This window comes from Ktedonospora formicarum (assembly GCF_016587355.1).
Taxonomy (GTDB): domain Bacteria; phylum Chloroflexota; class Ktedonobacteria; order Ktedonobacterales; family Ktedonobacteraceae; genus Ktedonobacter; species Ktedonobacter formicarum.
Genome location: NZ_BNJF01000001.1, coordinates 2,705,448 through 2,723,975, shown reverse-complemented (window position 1 = coordinate 2,723,975; position 18,528 = coordinate 2,705,448). Strand labels below are relative to the sequence as shown.

15 protein-coding genes are annotated in these 18,528 nt (G+C 49.4%); 3 read left to right on the top strand and 12 right to left on the bottom strand.

The window, feature by feature from the left end; all coding sequences use genetic code 11:
• The first annotated feature begins 262 nt into the window (after positions 1–262).
• The gene (locus K3T82_RS11735) at positions 263–688 is read left to right on the top strand and encodes an MSMEG_6728 family protein (protein ID WP_220193641.1); all 426 of its coding nucleotides are present in this window, start codon (positions 263–265) and stop codon (positions 686–688) included.
• Here the strand turns inward: K3T82_RS11735 and K3T82_RS11730 are convergent.
• The 12 genes from K3T82_RS11730 to K3T82_RS11675 all read right to left on the bottom strand — a co-directional run bounded on the left by K3T82_RS11730 (position 666) and on the right by K3T82_RS11675 (position 16,742).
• The gene (locus K3T82_RS11730; protein WP_220193640.1) at positions 666–1,448 is read right to left on the bottom strand and encodes a class I SAM-dependent methyltransferase; all 783 of its coding nucleotides are present in this window, start codon (positions 1,446–1,448) and stop codon (positions 666–668) included. The two genes, K3T82_RS11735 and K3T82_RS11730, sit on opposite strands and share 23 nt — an antisense overlap.
• A gap of 113 nt (positions 1,449–1,561) precedes the next feature.
• Positions 1,562–2,230: a response regulator gene (locus tag K3T82_RS11725; RefSeq protein ID WP_220193639.1), complete on the bottom strand. Its 669-nt coding sequence runs from the start codon at positions 2,228–2,230 to the stop codon at positions 1,562–1,564.
• An 18-nt stretch (positions 2,231–2,248) separates the two neighbouring features.
• Positions 2,249–3,976, bottom strand: coding sequence for a sensor histidine kinase (locus K3T82_RS11720; RefSeq protein ID WP_220193638.1), 1,728 nt, complete (start codon positions 3,974–3,976; stop codon positions 2,249–2,251).
• A gap of 148 nt (positions 3,977–4,124) precedes the next feature.
• On the bottom strand, positions 4,125–4,646 hold the full coding sequence (locus tag K3T82_RS11715) for a hypothetical protein (protein ID WP_220193637.1): 522 nt from the start codon (positions 4,644–4,646) through the stop codon (positions 4,125–4,127).
• Positions 4,647–4,785: 139 nt separating this feature from the next.
• On the bottom strand, positions 4,786–6,180 hold the full coding sequence (locus K3T82_RS11710) for a hypothetical protein (RefSeq protein ID WP_220193636.1): 1,395 nt from the start codon (positions 6,178–6,180) through the stop codon (positions 4,786–4,788).
• 108 nt (positions 6,181–6,288) lie between these two features.
• The gene (locus K3T82_RS11705; protein WP_220193635.1) at positions 6,289–7,212 is read right to left on the bottom strand and encodes a ferric reductase-like transmembrane domain-containing protein; all 924 of its coding nucleotides are present in this window, start codon (positions 7,210–7,212) and stop codon (positions 6,289–6,291) included.
• A 13-nt stretch (positions 7,213–7,225) separates the two neighbouring features.
• Positions 7,226–9,100, bottom strand: coding sequence for a cyclic nucleotide-binding domain-containing protein (locus tag K3T82_RS11700; protein WP_236031117.1), 1,875 nt, complete (start codon positions 9,098–9,100; stop codon positions 7,226–7,228).
• A 1-nt stretch (position 9,101) separates the two neighbouring features.
• Positions 9,102–11,180, bottom strand: a complete 2,079-nt coding sequence (locus K3T82_RS11695) for an FAD-dependent oxidoreductase (RefSeq protein ID WP_220193633.1) — start codon at positions 11,178–11,180, stop codon at positions 9,102–9,104.
• A 131-nt stretch (positions 11,181–11,311) separates the two neighbouring features.
• Positions 11,312–12,835 carry a protein kinase domain-containing protein gene (locus K3T82_RS11690; RefSeq protein ID WP_220193632.1) on the bottom strand — a complete coding sequence of 508 codons (1,524 nt, stop codon included), beginning with the start codon at positions 12,833–12,835 and terminating at the stop codon, positions 11,312–11,314.
• 293 nt (positions 12,836–13,128) lie between these two features.
• The gene (locus tag K3T82_RS11685) at positions 13,129–13,956 is read right to left on the bottom strand and encodes a TrmH family RNA methyltransferase (protein ID WP_220193631.1); all 828 of its coding nucleotides are present in this window, start codon (positions 13,954–13,956) and stop codon (positions 13,129–13,131) included.
• A 788-nt stretch (positions 13,957–14,744) separates the two neighbouring features.
• Entirely contained in the window at positions 14,745–15,947 is a 1,203-nt protein-coding gene (locus K3T82_RS11680) for an FIST signal transduction protein (protein WP_220193630.1), read from the bottom strand.
• Positions 15,948–16,328: 381 nt separating this feature from the next.
• Entirely contained in the window at positions 16,329–16,742 is a 414-nt protein-coding gene (locus tag K3T82_RS11675; RefSeq protein WP_220193629.1) for a hypothetical protein, read from the bottom strand.
• Positions 16,743–16,903: 161 nt separating this feature from the next.
• On the opposite strand from K3T82_RS11675, the gene K3T82_RS11670 reads away from it, so the two are divergent.
• Together K3T82_RS11670 and K3T82_RS11665 are read left to right on the top strand one after the other, a co-directional pair.
• On the top strand, positions 16,904–17,422 hold the full coding sequence (locus tag K3T82_RS11670; protein WP_220193628.1) for an NUDIX hydrolase: 519 nt from the start codon (positions 16,904–16,906) through the stop codon (positions 17,420–17,422).
• A 229-nt stretch (positions 17,423–17,651) separates the two neighbouring features.
• Positions 17,652–18,299, top strand: a complete 648-nt coding sequence (locus K3T82_RS11665) for a MerR family transcriptional regulator (protein WP_220193627.1) — start codon at positions 17,652–17,654, stop codon at positions 18,297–18,299.
• Positions 18,300–18,528 lie beyond the last annotated feature (229 nt).

Sequence of the window (18,528 nt, the reverse complement as noted above, 5' to 3'; positions counted from 1 at the left end):
AACCATTTCATATCAAATGACATATTGTCTTGCTTCCTTTTATCGGCTTTTGTGGTCCACATGTGTAGCACTCGTCTGGCGTCAGAGAATGATATGTTAGTATCTGTGGGATAAGTCTTAACACTGGGGGAGTCTGTAGGGTCGCGCTTTAGTGGGCACTCATCTTCTAGTGATCTGCGTGCTCAAGTACTTGGCGAATGGCGGTATTATAAAGAGCGATATATGTATGTGTGTATGTGGTTAGGAAGGAGGAATGGGAAATATGCAGACATTTCTTCCATATGCCTCTTTTGAGGAGACGGCACGGGCACTCGACTCAAAACGCCTGGGAAAACAACGTCTGGAGGCGTTTCAGATTTTAAAGATTGTGACGACGCCCGACTATATGGGGCCGTGGTATCACCACCCCGCTGTGCTTATGTGGCAGGGATACGCGACTGCTTTACGCGAATATTTGAATACTATTCTCACCGAATGGGAGCGCCGTGGGTATCGAAACACTATGTCGTATCATCACCTTGATTGTCTACATATTCATTATCCTTGGTGGCTCGGTGACCCGCGTTTCCACGACGCTCATAAGTCAAATTTGTTGCGAAAGGACTGGCTCTATTACAGCCAATTTGGCTGGGATGTACCATCCGATCTGCCTTATTATTGGCCTGTTACTTATCATCCTCCCGTATGAGAGCTTCCCTCTGGATATAGCGTATAGTTCCACTAAAGCGGAAGGTGCCATGATCGCTGGCGAAAAAAGTGCTAACTTGTTCCAGTAGTTCACTGTAAATCGCGTCATGGCTTTTCTCACCCCTCTCAATGACAGCGGTTACAAGACTTTTCGTCATCAGGTAGCTTACCAGTTCATCAGGTGTGAAGAGGACATCGTTTACATAGCGCTCTTCACGTTTGGCATGCAGAGCATATTCCGCCAAAACATGATGGTCCAGGGGCTTGCTATCGCGTGGTGTGACTGGATAGTGCTCCAGATAGGTTTGGGTAAACCACTGTTCAAAGTTGGGGTCTTCACGCATGACCCCCTCGAAGCTGTTTGTGTAAATGATAAGCCAGCCACCGGGACGTAAGACTCGCGCGGCTTCGGGAATGAAACGCATTCGATCAAGCCAGTGAAAGGCCAGTGAGACTGTGAGCAGGTCAAAACTCGCGTTCTCGAATGGCAGTTGTTCAGCAGGAGCGACCACGTAGCTAATGCCTGGTTGTTGTGTGGCGGCTGAGATCATCTCTGACGAGATATCACAGCCTATGACCTGATCAGCGATATGCTTGAGGGCGCGTGTCGATTGCCCTGTACCACAGGCAACATCAAGCGCCTTCTTGACAGGTGTCTCCAGTTTAAGCGTGGCTTGCACCTTTGATATGACAAGAGGATGGAAGTAAGGCCGGTAGGCGGCGTAGCGCCGGGCCACATCAGTATAGGCAAAGTAGTTCATTGCTGAACGGGTCCTTCCTGTGTTGGGAAAATTTTCTTCTTATATAAGATCATAGCACACAGGTAGAACAGTTCTGCCAGATAAAAGAGAATGCAGCAAATGTGCAAGATGCATTAAGGAAAATCAATTTCATCAAGCGAAATTAGACCCTTTTTCAGGGCATAGATAACTGCTTGCATGCGGTGTGCTAGTTGCAGTTTGGTTAGAATATTGCCTACATGCGTCTTGACTGTCTCTTCGCTTACGACCAGGGTGGTGGCAATCTCCGGATTAGTACGTCCGAGAGCAAGCTGACGCAAGACTTCATGTTCACGATCAGTTAGCCCACCACTGCTCTTCCCATTCTGCATCAGTTCTTGCATGACAATATTGGCGATGGCTGGATCGAGCAAGGATTGTCCACGGGAAGCGGCACGGATAGAGTTGAGCAGGACTTCGGGATCGGCCTCTTTGCTGACATAGCCAATAGCGCCCGCGCGCAAGGCTGCTACGACGCGTGTATCTTCCGTGTAGCTGGTGAGAACGACAAGATGCATGTTAGGAAGGACTCTATTCGCACGTTTGATTGTTTCGATGCCGTTCATACCTCCTGGCATCAAGAGATCTATCACCAGCACATCTGGTAGCCAATCTTCCAGATATTTTAGGGCTTCCTCTCCGCTGGCTGCCTCTCCAACAACCTGAATATCTTCAAAGGCTTTCAAGTAGCTTTGTAAGCCGCGCCGTACGATAGTGTGGTCATCGACGAGTGCGACACGGATCGTCGATTGCGGTCTTTCCATCTATATTTTCATCCTCTCTTATGCTGCCTTGCCCGTTTGTGCCTGCCAGCGTTTGAGTTGAAAGCGTTCAATAGCGAGTGTAAGGCCCCAATAGGCTATGGCTCCCAAACAGAGATAACCTATCCAACCTTCAAGTGCATGTGGCGGAAATGTAAAGAGAAAGCGGCTAGAGATAAACGCGATTGCGGTGACGACCAACCAGAGGCGTATCTTTCGCCGGCTTCGTTCGGTACTATATGTCAATTCCCATGTGAGCATGGGTTCGGCTACCTGACGAAAGTAGCGTTCGTTGGCCCGATTGCGGAGCCAGATGAGAGGCAGGATCGCACTTAATGCCAGTAGGCCTTCGATAAGAAGTATCCATATATGGTCGGCCTGGTCCCAGAGTCGGGATTGTATATTGATGGTGATGAGGCAACCTACAACAAGACCAAACAAGCGTAGATAGAGGCTTCCTTCATGCTGCCAGAGTTTATCGAACTCTGTTTGCGCGCGAGGACCAAACTCGCGCAAGCTCAGGCGGGAATAAATGCCTTGAATCAGAGCAAAGGCACTTACTAGCAGCGCTAACAGTGCGCAAACCTGGGGGACATTTACATTGAGAAGCATAAAAGCAATGAGGGCGGCGGTTCCGCTCCACTGGTAGCCGTTCTGGGCTTTCTCCACGCGGCGTTCAAGCTCGACTTCAAAGCGCGCTTCTTCATCGGTCTGCTTATGTGATAGAAGGAGAGGGATGTGGATCTGAAGATATGTCCCTTTTCCTGGAGTACTTTGGATATGCACCGTTGCGCAAAGGTTTCTCGCACGTTCATGGATGTTAGCCAATCCCATGCCCTGTTTTACCTGTTCCTGATCAAAGCCCTGTCCGTCATCGCGGATACTTAGGCGTAGTTGCTCCTCCTCTTGTTGGAGCGTAAGCCAGACATGGGTGGCGCGAGCGTGGCGCGCAATGTTGGCAAATGATTCCTGAACTATGCGGAAAAGCTGTTCTTCTGTCTGCGGTGGCAGAAGATCGGCAGATGGCAGATTCCCAATCTCGCATGTAACATGGGCTCCTGTACGATAGCCTAGCGCCTCGCCTTGAGTCTGAAGCGCTTCACGAAGATTTGTTTGCTCCAGAGGTGAGGAACGTAACTGTTGGAGGAGAGCGCGCATTTCGATCTGGGCTTCCCTGGTTGAGCGTTGAATATCCTCTAGTGCCTCGCTCGCGCTTCCCATATCGGCATGCATATGCGCTTTAGCCGCAGCAGCGCTGACGCTGATGCTGAAGATTTGTTGCTTGATCGAGTCGTGTAGATCACGGGCGATGCGATTGCGTTCTTCCTGCGATGCAGCGTTGCGCGCTTGCTCAAGCATTTGCTCGCGATTGAGTTTCTCTTCGTGCGCGCGCGCTTCGGCTCGCTGGCGCAACAAGCGCAGCTGCTTGAGATAGTTATGTAGCGGCCAAACACAGATAGATTTGTCCAGGCGTTGAGTCCAGAGACCTTGCCTTTCGCTACCAGTTACCAGTTGCCCTGATCTATAGAAGCCATATTGCAGGTTGAGCGTAAATATCAGGCCCAGCAACCCTACAGTACCCATTCCAACGAGATCAATTGTGGTCGATGAGAGGTGTTGTCCAGTGAGCCAGATATACACCCCCAATGCCAGGACACTTGCTATAATGTGACTGAGCAACAATTGCAGTGAGATAAAGAGCATATGTCGGGATGCTGGCAGAATTGGGCGTGTGCCACGCGAGATCATGGTGATGTATTCTCCGTGAGGGAACTATCGCGACGTACAGATCAATCGAGCGGTGGAGCCCGTGGCGCTGGTTGAAGCTCAGCGCCTATATAATACCGGACTCAAGACTTCTAAGTACTGCTGTAATGAGGTCTGGGTGCTCTACACTCTACTTTATCACCTGTGAGTGGACATGGGTACTCTGATAATTGTTCGCGCGTAACCATAGCCCTAGATTTTCTCCTATGACATTGCCAATGAAAAGTCCGTGGATGGCAGTTATCAATAAAAAGATGGTAAGCGTTGTGCCGCCTGGTGTGGTATATGTTAAGACTGATGCCGCAATCTTGGCAGCCAGCAGAATAAACCAGATGGCGATGCTAAACAAACCAGCCCTTTGTGCGAGGACGGTTTCACTTGTAGCATCAATGCGCAGACTATACAAAAGGGAACGATAGCCCCCTAGGGCGAGCCCTGGAATCAGGCCGAGGACGAATAATCCAAGTAGAAGTGCTATATCCGCGTGTTCCTTCCCCATTTCTGCCACGATATTGGTGTAGGTGATCCACACAAGAATGGCTGGCAAAATTAGGATGTTTGGGAATTTAATGCGCCTGGCTCTGAGCTGGCGCACAATCATAAATGTGAGGACGACGATTGCAACTAGGATAGTGAGAATGGTCTCTAACATATGCTTGCTCCTCAGATCGCGGGTGGAATTGTTTATTTACGTATCTGTTGTAAGCAAGTATAGTGTTGAGAGCCTCTTTTGCCATCGCCAGAGGGCATGATTTCAGTCTCCCCCAAAAGAGGGAGTGTTTTTTCCCGTTTTAGGCATTTAACTGGGCCATGAGTTGCCCATAGGTATAAGCGGTTAGCGCTCCTCCCTCACCGTGTATCGCGTCGATATGACCATCATGATTGGCATCTTTTCCCTCAAAAATTTGTTTGCAGAGCGCGATACTCTGCTCTTGGTTGGCGCCATCTTGTGGCGATTGGAGTAAGTTGTTCGCTATCTGATCTAACTGGTTAGCCTGAGCACGTATGTTTTCAAGCACAGCACGTACCTGCTCTGCATGTTGCTTGATGGTTGGGCTGGAGTCGCTTTGTGTTGCCGCGAGCGAGACGTGCATCAAACTATGGTCGATATATGCTCCATTGCCTAAGAGTCCAAAGCCATCTCCCCTTGGTGCGATGTGGGCATTTTTACAGGTGGGCTCAAGCTTCGCATATCGCGCACCTTGCTTGCCTTCAACAATATTTACTATATTTTGTGCGATACAGCGAATGGCGTGAGTGTTTTCCGCATTGTTGTTGAGAAGTGTTGCCTGCTCATTGAGTTGACGTGCTTGCTCACGTAAACCAACGAGTAGACCAACTTGACTTGGAGTCTCATCCAGCCGTACTAGCAGGTGGCGCAGGTGGATAAGAGCCATAGGGGGAAAATCAGCCTTAAAGAAGGTCTTTCCTGTGGGAACGGAGACCTGTCCATGTTCCTGGGTTACCTGGATGCGATTGCCAAGGCTGAGAAGGTTTTGCTGGCTAATGGTTCGCTTGAGTGTATAGCTAGTTCCCTGAACAGTCAGGGAACCCAAAGAGGTGATATGCTCCTCCTGATCGTCAATGAGCCATGCCTGGTACTGAGTACCCTTTTCAGGGGCCGCGAGTTGTTTTAGCGTTAGCGTTATACTGTTTGTGATGCCTTGCGTATTGTCTCCATCACTAAAGGTTGCTTGGCCCTGGGTCTGTGTTGTAAAGGAGCGAGTGACACGAAAGCCGCCAATGGAGCTTGTTTTGGCGAGTGCGTATGCGCCAACAGCTATAGAGCTCACTAGAAGTGTGAGTGTGACCAGGATAAGAATTGAGCGCGCGAAAGAATTCTGAGGGCCACGTGGTGCGCTTGTAATAGGTTCGATGAAGCCGGGCTGTAAGCCGGAGGGCGAAGGTTCCTGCCAGACTGGAGACAGCCTGGGAAGATCCGCAGTTATCTGCTTGCTACGGATGGGATTTGCGGGAGCCGCGAGTTCTGGTCTTGTATGGCGAAGAGGCACCTGAATCGCCTCTCGTTCAAGCGTTATGTTTTGCTGAATTCTACTTGCTTGTAGGTGCCTCGAAACATTATGCCGCTGCGACAACGGCTCTGGCGCGGCAATCAGGCGTTGTCCGCAGTGCCCACAAAAGGCCGCGTCCGCCTCTGCCGCTTTAAGACAGATAGCACAATTCATTTTAAATACCCGACTTCTGGTCTATTCTTTTTAACTCCTGGATGGTGGGAGCTGAAAAGGTATATTTATTGTCGTTAGCCAGTAATATAGTGGCGAATTCCTCAATCATCAGGGAGATGGGACTATTGTTGTGATGTGCAAAATTGTGATGCTCAACTCCATGATGCTGTGATAGGTGATGATGAGCAGACTCAAGCTTGCGATAAGTATGTGGAGCATGCGCCAGCGACGGATGAGCCTCTGACTCTGTTGTAGATGTTGCAGCGAAATGAGCAACCTTGCTCGCTCATCGAGTGCCTCCTCTGCTCGTTGTAAATCGCTTCGTGCTCGCGGCGTAAGTGAGCCTGAGAGGCTTGCAAGCATATTTTTTTGCTGGTTGGTTGGTTGTAAGCGCTTCTGACAATGTTCTTTAAAAGCATCAGATTTTCCGGCACAGAGACTTTCCGCAGTCTCTTCTAGATGTCGCACTCTCTCTTCTACCGCTTGCGCAATGCCCACTCCATTGGTAGCCGCCTCATGGGCCATTTTGCGCGTTTGCCACTGGTCGAAGAGCCGTCCGGCGATGCCACTGAAGACGAGCAGGATGAGCGCGAAGAGGGCTATAGGCCCCAGATTCGCTTCGAGGAGGTCGTTTGGGACCTGTAAGAAATCATGGGTAATATAGGCGTAGTTCTCATGCAGGAGCGCTACAAGGATTGTGATGATTCCAAGCCAGGTATGCATCCAGAGCCAGCTCTGTACCTTGCCCGGCAAGGCTCGTGCGAACCGACGCCGAAGAGTATAGCTCGCGCTGAGTAAGACCAGGACAAAGGCGCAGATGCCAAAGAGGCGAAAGGGGTCCTCAAATGGTTCTGCTTCCTGCCCTGTATGCAATGCGTATTGATACCAGGTGAAGAGCAGCAGATAGAACGTTCCGCTTACTAGTAGCCAGTACCACTTCGCACGCGAGGCAGGCGCGTACCAGATTTTCTTATAGTTTTGCTTGCTGGTGCTTTGACCAGGTCGGGAGGATGTTTTGGGTAAACTGGACAAAGCTCACTCCTTCCTACTTGAAGAGGATCTCTTCGGTCGAGCCAAAGAATGTGCGTGGGTTAACGCGAATTGCCGCCCCGGTTGGGCAAGATTGGACACAGGCCTGGTCGTTATAACCTGCGCATAGATCGCATTTGATAGCGATCTTCTTACGCATCTCCTCTACCGGGTCCAGAGCAGAGGATGTATCGAGAGGACCTGGCGCGGCGAGAACTGGGAGCAATTTGCGTTTCTTGCCCGAAAAGAACGAGCTAAAACTGTGCCAGAGGTTGGCTTGAGCCTGTTCTTGTGGTTCTAAATCTACAATTGAGATATTGTCATATGGGCAACGTTCGGCACAGATGCCGCACCCGATGCAACTCTCTGTGATGTAAACTTCACCGCTTGGTAAGCGTGCGATTCCTGCGCGGCTACAGAGCAAGCAGACCGGGTCCTGGCACTGGCGGCAGGCAGTAGCAATGCTGATATTGCCTACTACCAGACCTTTGCGGTTCATGCGTGAGTGTCCATGCCGACGTTCACACGCGATCTCGCACTCATTGCATTGAATGCACTTTGCTAGATCAATGACCAGTACCTCTGTTCCTTCAATAACACCATCATCTACAAGCGCGTGTAAGCCTGCTCTTGCGGCGGCATCTGTGACTATATTGGGATGCTCTGGTTCTTGCTCAAACTCGAAGGGTTCAAAGATGGCACTCTGAGCAGCTATACGGGCATCCTGATAGAGCTGTAACTGTTCTTGAAAGCGTGCTTTGACTAGCGGATAGCGTCTGAAAAGATTAAGCAAGTTCCGGCGCGGTATCTCAGCCACAGTCGTACGCGTAATCGCTGAGACACTGACGGCACGCTGATCTCCAAGTGTGTCTAGACCCCCTGCGAAATAATCGCCACTTTGTCTATAGGCGATAATACGTTCTCCCTTGCCTTTGCGAGCCGAAATCCGACGCGCGACTTTGACGAAACCGTCCAGGAGCAAATGCAGTGTTTCGCGCTCAGGTTGGTTTTGTTCATCCTCGCGAAAGAGATGCTCACCTCGCTCATAAACGCGTGTCATTGCTTGCTCTGCGAGGTAGCGAAGATCTATCGCGGCAATACCTTCTAGGAGTGGTATGTGATTGAGTGCTGTTTCGATGGAGCGCTCCATGTGGAGGGTCTCAAAGAAGTTCTTTATCTCTGGTATGATATCCATCAGGCGTTGCACAACCTGCTCTGGAACTAGAAGCAGAGCGCATTTGCTGGCTGTGCATGCGCTAACCTGGCGTGGTTGTCCGTTGAGCATTTCGTGCTCGCCCAGGTATTCTCCTCGCCGTAATACAGCGATAGGTAGCCCGGTTTCGCCTGGACCCGTTGAGGAAAGTTCAACGCGCCCACTGAGAATCAAGATGAGATCGCGCGAGAACTCACCCTCGTGCATGAGCCAGTGGCCTGGCTTGCTAATCAGGAGTTGTGAGGTATTGACTAGATGAAGTAGGTAGTTATCGGGCACAAGCGCTTCATCACAGAGCATCGGTTGCTCGCGTAGACGTCCGAGTAATTGTGCAACAGTCCAACCTCCGGGGAGTATTGAGCGTACACGCTCAATATCCGCTTGACATTCCCATGAGGTTCCCAACCGTTGCTTTAGAGAGTGCATCAGGAGATCGCGGTGATTATCAACTGGACAGACAGGTACACAAGAGCCACACATAACACATTCATCTGTGAAACGCTCGATCAATGGTGAGATGTTCTCGGTAATGGTAGCCTGGTTTAATTCGGCGATAGTGACCTTTGTTGATAATGGTACAGGGCAGGCACGCATACAGCGGTCGCAGCCAACGCACATATCAATTTCAAAGCGAATTTCATCTGCTGTAAGCTCTCGTCGCGCTCCCTTTACTTGCACGTTATCTTCCTCCATTGATCTCTGGCATTACCTCGCTATGGGCCTCTAGCGATGCGCTACAACTTGCGCAGAAGCGGGCTTTCTGCGTATTCGCGACTCCGCAACAACGGCATATCGTCAGTCCTGAGAGAGGTGGTGAAGAGTTTGGCTCGTTTCCTCGCTCAACCCAATCGGTGAGTATTTGAAGGGCAGGCATCTTCTCAGTCTGTGCTATATAACCTGAATTGAGCGCGGCGAAGCGTTTCATTAGCCCGCCTGTATTGCCATCTACGCCCATATGGGGAAGTTGAAGTTTACGGAGAGGAGCTGTATCGGGTTCGGTTCTGGTATGGGACATAACCAGGAAGCGCGCGCGGCTACCAAAGCTGATCTCCTCGTTCTCCTGAAGGAAATGGACAGCATTTGGCGGTAAGCGTCGCCCGTTGATGAAGATACCATTAGTGCTTCCCAGATCTCGCAGCACAAAGCGTCCATCTAAATGGAATATTTCAGCATGCAAACGCGAGATCGTCTCCATATCGAGAAGCAAATGGGAGCCCGGTTGGCGGCCTACAGTCAACTTCTCGCTTCGGCTTAAACGCAGAGGCGAAACGCCCTCCATCTGGAGCTGGTTTATTTGTGGTACCAGATACCACTCACTGTACTGAGGTGTTTCTGTATCCTGAACGCTTTGAGTCGTCATAGGGAATGGAGCGGTATCGGGATCTGGTGTGGTTTCCTGTACAGGTTGTTCTACGGATGCCGACAGAGCTTCAACTTTGGGCTTCGGTCTTCTGACTGTAAGGCCAAGTAGCGGCGGTGGCACGCCTTTATTATCCAGCCAGTCTTGTAAATTGAAGTCTGGCATAAAGAGGCATAGAGCAATGGTCGCCAGTTGTACCTGATGGTCGATGGCTCGTTTAAAAGCCAAAGCCTGGGAGCGTTTGCCCAGCGCGAGCATTCCAATTGGTTGCCCATCCTTGAGCAAGACCTTGCGATAGCTATGTGGTTCTGGTTCAGCAATAATTTCTTGTAAGCCTTGACTTCCACTTAGGTTGGTGACACCCGTCGCGGCGAATGGCAAGCCATAGAGGAAGGTCGCATTGTAGAAGTTGAGAGAATTCGAGAGTGGTGCTTGTGGGTCTTGTTGAGGATCGAGCAAGCCAAGCATACTGTATGCTGCCGTTCGTGCTTGTTGGATAGCGGGATACCACTGTCCTAACACGCGCATGCGCCCATTAAAAGGGTCTTGCATCTCAACGACATCGCCAGCCGCGTACACATTAGGGGCACTGGTGCGCATCCATGTGTTCACATGCACGCCTCGTTTATGAGCTATCCCATTTCCTTGTATACATTCGAGATTGGGCTCAATCCCGATGGCGCAGATCAACAGATCGCAAGGCAAGGTCACGTCAGAGGAGGTGCGGAGAGTATGAACTCGCCCTCGCTGACCCCGGATCTCAACAATCTCTTCTTCTCTGTGCACCCGGACACCATCGCGTAGTTCCTGCTGTATGATCAGGTCTGAGGCCGTTGGATCTAGCACTTCTGACCAGAGTGTTTGTTTGCGTATCAGGTGGGTGACTTCGTGTCCTCGTTGGCGTAGAGCCTCAACGGTTTCTAAGGCTAGCGTACCGCTTCCACAAACGACGATGTTCCGTGCTTTCGGTAGGCGGGAGAGCACTTCCTGGTAATCGTCTATATCGCGTAGTGTGATCACACCATCTAGCTCGCTGCCTGGGCAGGTCAGGCGTGCTGGTTGTGCGCCACAGGCCAGTAGCAGGCGGTGATAGCTTACTTTGCGTCCACTCTTGAGCTGTACATACTGTTTCTGCGTATCGATGCTGATGGCTGGATCGGCATAGTAGCGAATATTTTGTTCACGATAAAACTGCTCGGAGCGCGCTGGAAGCTTCTCATCGCTTATACGACCGGCCAAATAGTCTTTGAGAGCTGGCCGATAGTAAACTGCCTGAGCCGTGTCACCAAGCATAATGATGGATGCCAAAGGATCTTCGCTTCGAAGCACCTCGGCGGCGGTGACAGCGGCTATTCCGCTGCCAATAATGACATATTTTGTTCCTGCCTGTTTGCTCATGACCTCGGTTCCTCTCGTTCTGCTACGTCTATCCACTCTGAGGAGGCTGCTAGAGCGTGTTGTGTATACGATATCTCACGATGAGGCTGGTGATAGGTTGCTATCAAGGTGGTCTCAACTCTCTATGTTAGCTAGACCATGGTGATTGTGCCATCAGTCTGGACTGTGATCTGGAGTGCTTTAAGAGGCATGTTTGCAGGCCCTTGTAGAACACTTGCGTTATGTGCTGGATCAAAAACTGAGCCATGGCAGGGACATTCAAGATGCCCTGTTGTCTGGCTATATTCCACCGAACAACCCTCATGTGTGCACGTTGTGTCGTAAGCAACAAAGGTGTTGTTTGAGAGATGGACTAGCACGCCTGGGTTCTTTTGGTCCTTCAGGGGAAAAGTCTTGGCCATATTAATGGGTATATCTTTAGTGCGCGCCAGAACAGATTTTGAGTTTGGAGTTGCTGTCTTTGTGTCCTGCGTGGTTCTAGTGCTGGTTGTTGGCTGGCTATTGACAGGTGTTTGGTTAGTGGTGCCTGCCAGACTAGGTTGACGCGCATTGTGCGCGCTGAGCAGACCGATACCAATAGCTGTCATAGCAACCGCCGTGCTACCTCCAGTTGCTAGCAATGTGCGCCGTGAGAGGCGACTCTTTGTGGATGAACTTTGATCCATAGAGCGAGGTATACCTGCTCTGGCGGAACTATGAGTGGTCTTTTGAGGTGCTGGGTGCATTCCCGCTAATTGAACAGCATCTCGAATTAAGGTTGCTACGACAGGTAAACGTTCAGGTGCCACAGCCTGATAATATGCTTGAAGGACTTCGCTTGGGCGATGGAAGCGCATTTGTGGCTCCTTTGCCATCGCTTTCAGCATAAGCGCATCTAATCCTTCTGGTATGTCGATGCGCCGTGTGTGTAGTGAGGGTGGCTCAGCGTAGAGGTGTTGGCGCATGACATCTTCGCGTGAACTACCCTGGAAAACGGGTTGACCAGTAAGGAGATGGAAGATAAGTGTTCCCAAAGCATAGATATCAGTATAGGCATCTACAGATCTTCCGAGCAGTTGTTCTGGTGCACTTGATTCACTGTGCCCTTCGAAGCCTTGTGTCCTTTCCCATATTTGAAGCCCATGCTCACGCATACGCAATAGTCCAAACTCGCTCAGTAGCACATGTCGATTGTTATGTAGGAAGATATTGTTGACTGAAAGGTTACGATGAAGTACCGCACATTCGTGCGCGTATTCCAGAGCAGAGATGATCTGTTCCAGGTAAAGCCCAACTGCCTGCACATCGGGAGACCGTCCTCGCGTGAGCAGGTTTGATAAGGGAACAAGCGAAACATATGGATAGACCAGGAAGGCCGTTCCGCGAAAACTACCATAATCGAGAAGCGGAAGAATATGTGAATGCCGCAAATCCGCCACTTGATTTGCCTCTTGCTGGAAACGGCCAAGGAAAATCATATGCTCTTCTGGTGAAGGTGCCCTGTGAGCGGGATTAGCAGTACGTTGAAACTCTAATAAGCGCAACATGACATGCTGTCCCTCACGGTTATGAGCCAGAAAGATTGGCCCCCAGGGATGCTTTTGTAAGAGTTGTTTCAGTTGATATCTTCCTACAGCCGCTCCAGTCGATATGGCGTCGGCAATGTTTTCAACCATGTGACACCCCTCTGCGCGCTTTGATACATAGTGATATATAACTCAATCATACCAGAGTTTATTTGACATGAAAGAGAATCTTCATATGCACATGACTCTTTTCCTACAAAAAAAGACCATATATGAAATCTTAACCGTTCCGGAGAAAGAGATATATAAGCGCAGAAATAAGTATTTGTTGGCGGTTGTTCTTATTTATGTATCGCTGTGCTAAAGTAAAAAGGAGTGGCAGTTTCGCCACTCCTTTCTGCTGATATATGCTGTATACAGGGAGCGATGATCCTTACATGGGACTATGAGTTTGCTAGCTCGCTCTGCTGCTGATGCAACACCTCATAGAGCATCAGCACGGCAGCGTTACCCACATTAAGCGAATCAGCTCGTCCACGCATGGGAATGGATACACTCAGGTCATGATGTTCAAACCATGCATGTGAGATACCTTCGCGTTCATTCCCCATCACAATTGCTGTGCGCTTTGAATAGCGAGCCTGGCGAAAGCTGATGCTTGCCTCAGGGTTGGTTGTCACGATCTGAAATTGATGGTGTTTTAGCCAGGTGAAAGTGGTATCAATATCACTCTCAATAACTGGGAGAGCGAAGAGCGAACCCATACTGGCACGTACCAACTTGGGATGTGTCAGGCGTTGGCGTCTGTTTGTGATGATGATACCGTTAGCTCCGGCTCCATCTGCACAGCGAATTACGGTACCAATATTACCGGGGATCTGTAATCCATCCAGTATCAATAAGGTACTGCATTGATTGAGGCTCAAAGATGACAAATTATAGTGACGAAGACATGCCATGGCGGCCAATCCATCGGGCCCTTCCCAGTCGACCATTGCATGTAACACCTTCTCGCTCACCTGGTAGAGAGGAAACCCTCGCTGGCTGACCTGATAAATGAATGCATGCGCTTCATTGCCTCGTAAGCGTTCGGGACAGATGAAGAGACAGCATATCTCTAGACCTGCGTCAAAAGCGGCCTGTATTGGACGCAATCCTTCCAGGCATATCAACTGTTTGGAATTGGCTTTTGTATTATTCTTCGTCGCCAGATACTGCTTTACCTGTGCGTTATGCAGACCAGCGGGAATGAGTTTAAGCACGTCTAACATAGCAACCTCCTGTTGCTAGCGGCCTTCACAGCGGAAGGCCAGTTTCTATTTTTTCTGTAGTGCTAACTTGAATTAGGAGAGGTCGTGCTTCTCAGGTTTATCGCGTTGAAGGAAGCCAACCTGCTACTGTGCGTTATTAGATCTGCCATGCTAGGTGGACGTGCGCTGAATGGAGTGCCCAGCAAACAAAAAAGGGTAAGGTAAGACATGGTCTTTGCTCCTTGCCAAAAACACAAAAGCCGTGAAGAGTGACGTTGTTGTCGCCACTCTTCACGGCTTTTGTTCCTAATTGTGCTGCCTCTTTAGTAGAATGGAGGCAACAAAAAAGCCGTGGACTTGGCCTCTATGGCCCCACGGCAGACATGGACTTGCGTATCTAGCGCTGCTCGTTGCTTATTTCAGGGTGTGTTCCGACCTCCTGAAAAAGGACATAGTATGGCCTTGGGCGACGGAACACACCTCGCCAAATTTGCGGCCAGCGCTAAAATTGCCTGAAAGCAATTCATGCGTGGTTGCTTGTGCCATACTTTCGAATAGCATACTTGTTGCTTCTCTTTCCCCTAGAACGGCAGCATCTCGATGTAAATGCGATGCCTGCTGTAAGGGTAACATGACACTTGTAGCGTGTCAATCCCTCTCCTATAGCGTCTTGCGGATCAAGGAATCCCTATCTTCTCGGGCTTTTGGGAATTGGGGAATCTGTATGAGGCATGAGTTTCGTGCTTAGCCAGTGAGAATGGGAGGACCCTGATCTGAGGTGAGAGCCCCCTTCTTCGCGAGTTATTGCTCTACTCTTTGTGCTTAACGATCAGTGCCAGGCAAGCAGTAAAGCCATGCAAAAGAGGACGTTCGCCGATAGGACCAATCTCACCATTACAGAAAAGCCCGGCCAGCGGTAGTGGCCCCAGGATCTCTTCGATCATGCCTGCATCGTGATTAGGGGTGGGAAAGAGGCTCTCACCTCGTCCGTTGCAGGTACAGAGTATGCCTCCTACCACCTGCAATGTTTCTGTTTTCTTGAGCCTATAGCAGAGCTTTGTAAGTAGTTCACGCAAGTCTAGATCTGCTGTCTCGGCGTCGCGCATCTGGAATTGGATGGTCTGACCAACGCGCGGCTGGGCCCCTATTGCCAGAGCCTTGCTTCTACGGTCGACACCAAGCAGATTACGTATCACAAAGCTACCTCGCCCGAATCGCTCCAGATACTCATTGGCGGCTATCCCAACCAATAATAAATTTCCTTGTGCGCGTTTCAATATATTTTGTGGCAGGTTATGGAAGGTTTCGACAAGCATGTCATAGGCTGGACGATTTGAGATGGTCTCGACCAGTCCATTATCCTGAACTTTGGTGATTGTCCAGGGTTCACCAATAGGCTCACAACCTTGAGATACAAGTGGCAGGATTTTATAGGAGCCTCCTATGGCGAGCCCAATGCCTCCATCAGCATACACTGTATCATTAAGGAAGAAATAGCAAGGCGAGTCGGGCATATCGTTTGATGCAAGCCCTCCAACCATTGGTACATATGGGTATGCGTTTGCGAGTTCCTCAATGAGAAACTCACTGTTAAGGTGGAATGGATCGAGGAAGAGTAACCAGCCATTGACATCATCGAGTGGCACATCGAGTAGCGTGCGCAGGTCGTTGGGAGTATTAAACATCTCGACGATATCAGGTGAAAAGCGTACAGGATGCAAGGTTGATCCGGGCAATTCCAGAGTGAGGAGTGAGAGTGCAGGTACATCTTCAAGTTCAATCCCTGTTCCAATGATGCCCTGTCCTGAGCATCCCATGATAATTTCTGCCCCTGTCTCCTCTTTAATCATGCGTAGCATCTCAGGAAAATGCGCTTCATACTCTCCACTGGCGAATAGCAAAGCCACATCGGCGTGAATGTCACTTGTTTGAGCGAGTGCCTGAGCAAGCGCCTGATCCCAGATCTCATCAGCCACGACGGCTCCCCGGGCAACTGGCATACCTAGCTTCATAGTTCCTCTTTCTTCCTCTAGTAGTGAAAAAGGATACAGAAATTATTTCACAGCGTTCTTGTCAAATTTAGTATCGCACACGATCATACGCAATAGCAATTGCAGTAGGGTATTGTGAGGGGCTATTTAAGTCTGTAATAGGGGCTAACTTGGCGAATCTTGAGGGAATGGCAATGTGAGGGGCGTCACTGCGCTCTTTGGGAAATTGCAGAGAATCGCAAAATGCAATGGCCCTTGTTGTCTCTCGTCTTACAATAAGGGCCATTGCATTTATTTGTATAAGTAGGAAGTGGTGAGCCTTTATGTAGCGAGTATAGCATGTTTTCTTTCTGGCTGGTGTTAAAAAGCCATTAATATTTTCAGAGGTAAGCCATCATCATGCTAATCGCGTTGGGTATGGCTTTTATTTTTCACATGTTTTGGATCACGAGAAGTCATAGGGTCAGTGATATCCTGGTTGGTTTCCTGCCTGTCTGTTTTATGCGGATCTCGATCTCCTGTGTTGGCGCGCGGGTCTCCTGGCGCGCTACCTCCAATGCTTTTTCCAGTCTGCGGCTCAGTCGTATCCTTATTTTCGCTTGAGCTCATTGTATGTTGCTTACTCTGCTCCTGACCTTTTTTACCGAATTGTACTCTCTCATTGGGCTCATTGTCGTTGTCTTCTGTACCATTATGAGGGATGGTGCCACCACCTGCCGTACCTATGTCTCGCGCGTGACCAGCGCCAACTTGCTGCGTAAGCATTGCTTGCTGCTCATGCTTACCTGTTTTTCTTGTCGTATTTCCTTCACTCATATTATATTCCTTATTTTGGATTGCTGTCTGTCAATCTATGCATAGACACGTTGGTACTCAGTCTGATGTAACTCAATTTGATGTCGGAAAGTGGCGCTATATGTTATTACATAGGAAGGATGCCTGCGTATTTATCGTTGTTCTTTGAAAGGGAGGCCGATATGACCCTACCACCAAGACATATGATTACTTTCTCTCTCGATGGCGCGCGTTTTCTTTACCGTGTGGTTGGCATTATTATCCATAATGAGCATGTGCTTTGCCAGCGTGCGGATAGAGTAAGTCCGCCTCATTGGTTTCTACCTGGCGGTCGTGCTGAATTACTTGAGCCAGCTATGACCACACTGCGACGCGAAATCGAAGAAGAGCTCGCCTTAACTCCCACTGTGGAGCGCCCTCTGGCCCTCATCGAAAATTTTTATAGCACACCAGACCGGGCTATACATGAAATTGGCTTTTACTTTCTGCTGAGTTTTCCTTCTGATGCTTATATTTACCAGAGGTCCTCTTTTGTCTTGCGTGATGGAGATAGCTCTCAAGAAGGCGAGGCTGATTTACTGTATTTTGATTGGCTCCCACTTGCCGATATAGAGCATGCACCACTTTATCCTCTTGTTGTATGTCCTCTTCTTCGCCAACTACCTGAGACGTTTCAGCATATCGTATATCAGGAAAAATAAGCTGGAAGCTTTGATGGCCTGCTATGTACCCTGGTTATGCGCAGGGAATACGCTTTTTGTGTATTTCCTGCTCTAATACGATTAATTCACAAAATAAAGGTATTTTTCATTTAAGATCTTTTCTCCTACTTGACGGATTATATACAAATTACATACAATCAAGCTGAGAGGAATACTGTATTCAATAACGACATTTGGTATGCCTAGCTTGTGTGTTTAGGAGGTGCTTGTGTCACCACAGGTTGGAGATGAATGGCTGAGCTTGCGCGATGCCGCAGAATTGCTGGGAATGCATCCAGCAACTGTGCGCCTGTGGGCAGACCGTAATGAGCTACCTTCCCGACGTACTAGTGGAGGTCATCGCCGTTTTCGGCGCACTGACATTGAAGCCCGTCTTCGTCAGGAAACAGAGCTTAAGCCTAACCTTGCTTCGCAGATGCTCATTCAAAACCTGCTCGGTCGTGTCCGTCTTGACTTCACTGATGGCACCTTTGACAAACTTACCTGGCATCAGCATTTCGATGACGCTGCCCTAAATGCTTATCGTGTGCTTGGTCGGCGAGTTCTTGATCTACTTCTGCGTGGCCTTAATGATCCTGCTCACAGGGAAAACTTGCGTCAGGAGGCATCACAACTAGGTACAGAGTATGGCACTATTATACGTAGGTCGCACGTCCCTGTCGCTGATGCTGTACGCGCTTTCCTCTATTTCCGCACAATTATGGATGAAGCTGTACTACAGTTGGCAGAGGTCCGTGGGGCGCGTGAGCAAGACATTCCCTGGCTGGAAAGTCTGTACCAAATTCAGGCCATTACGAATGAGATTCTCCCTTCACTTATAGAGGCTGCGGTTCCTCCGCAAGAGACACCTTCCTAATGCACTTAATCGTCCCTCCTCAAGTAAACAGTTACACTAGAAACAAGTACTAAGGTATACTTGTTTTGCTCGCCTGTAACAATTCTTGTGTTCTAGCGTCATACTTATATGGGAGAAGATTTTGTCCTCATTACCAGGCGATGTCCATCCTCGATTTTTAGCAGATTTTGTTTGATATGCCTCAATAGTTAAATATAATTATCGTCGAACTATATATTATAAATGTGAA

What these genes read in the sequence shown, in the direction of transcription:
- K3T82_RS11735 (WP_220193641.1), top strand. Translation starts at nt 263, where the DNA reads ATGCAGACATTTCTTCCATATGCCTCTTTTGAGGAGACGGCACGGGCA.
- K3T82_RS11715 (WP_220193637.1), bottom strand. Translation starts at nt 4,646, where the DNA reads ATGTTAGAGACCATTCTCACTATCCTAGTTGCAATCGTCGTCCTCACA.
- K3T82_RS11720 (WP_220193638.1), bottom strand. Translation starts at nt 3,976, where the DNA reads ATGATCTCGCGTGGCACACGCCCAATTCTGCCAGCATCCCGACATATG.
- K3T82_RS11710 (WP_220193636.1), bottom strand. Translation starts at nt 6,180, where the DNA reads ATGAATTGTGCTATCTGTCTTAAAGCGGCAGAGGCGGACGCGGCCTTT.
- K3T82_RS11730 (WP_220193640.1), bottom strand. Translation starts at nt 1,448, where the DNA reads ATGAACTACTTTGCCTATACTGATGTGGCCCGGCGCTACGCCGCCTAC.
- K3T82_RS11695 (WP_220193633.1), bottom strand. Translation starts at nt 11,180, where the DNA reads ATGAGCAAACAGGCAGGAACAAAATATGTCATTATTGGCAGCGGAATA.
- K3T82_RS11675 (WP_220193629.1), bottom strand. Translation starts at nt 16,742, where the DNA reads ATGAGTGAAGGAAATACGACAAGAAAAACAGGTAAGCATGAGCAGCAA.
- K3T82_RS11725 (WP_220193639.1), bottom strand. Translation starts at nt 2,230, where the DNA reads ATGGAAAGACCGCAATCGACGATCCGTGTCGCACTCGTCGATGACCAC.
- K3T82_RS11670 (WP_220193628.1), top strand. Translation starts at nt 16,904, where the DNA reads ATGACCCTACCACCAAGACATATGATTACTTTCTCTCTCGATGGCGCG.
- K3T82_RS11690 (WP_220193632.1), bottom strand. Translation starts at nt 12,835, where the DNA reads ATGGTTGAAAACATTGCCGACGCCATATCGACTGGAGCGGCTGTAGGA.
- K3T82_RS11685 (WP_220193631.1), bottom strand. Translation starts at nt 13,956, where the DNA reads ATGTTAGACGTGCTTAAACTCATTCCCGCTGGTCTGCATAACGCACAG.
- K3T82_RS11680 (WP_220193630.1), bottom strand. Translation starts at nt 15,947, where the DNA reads ATGAAGCTAGGTATGCCAGTTGCCCGGGGAGCCGTCGTGGCTGATGAG.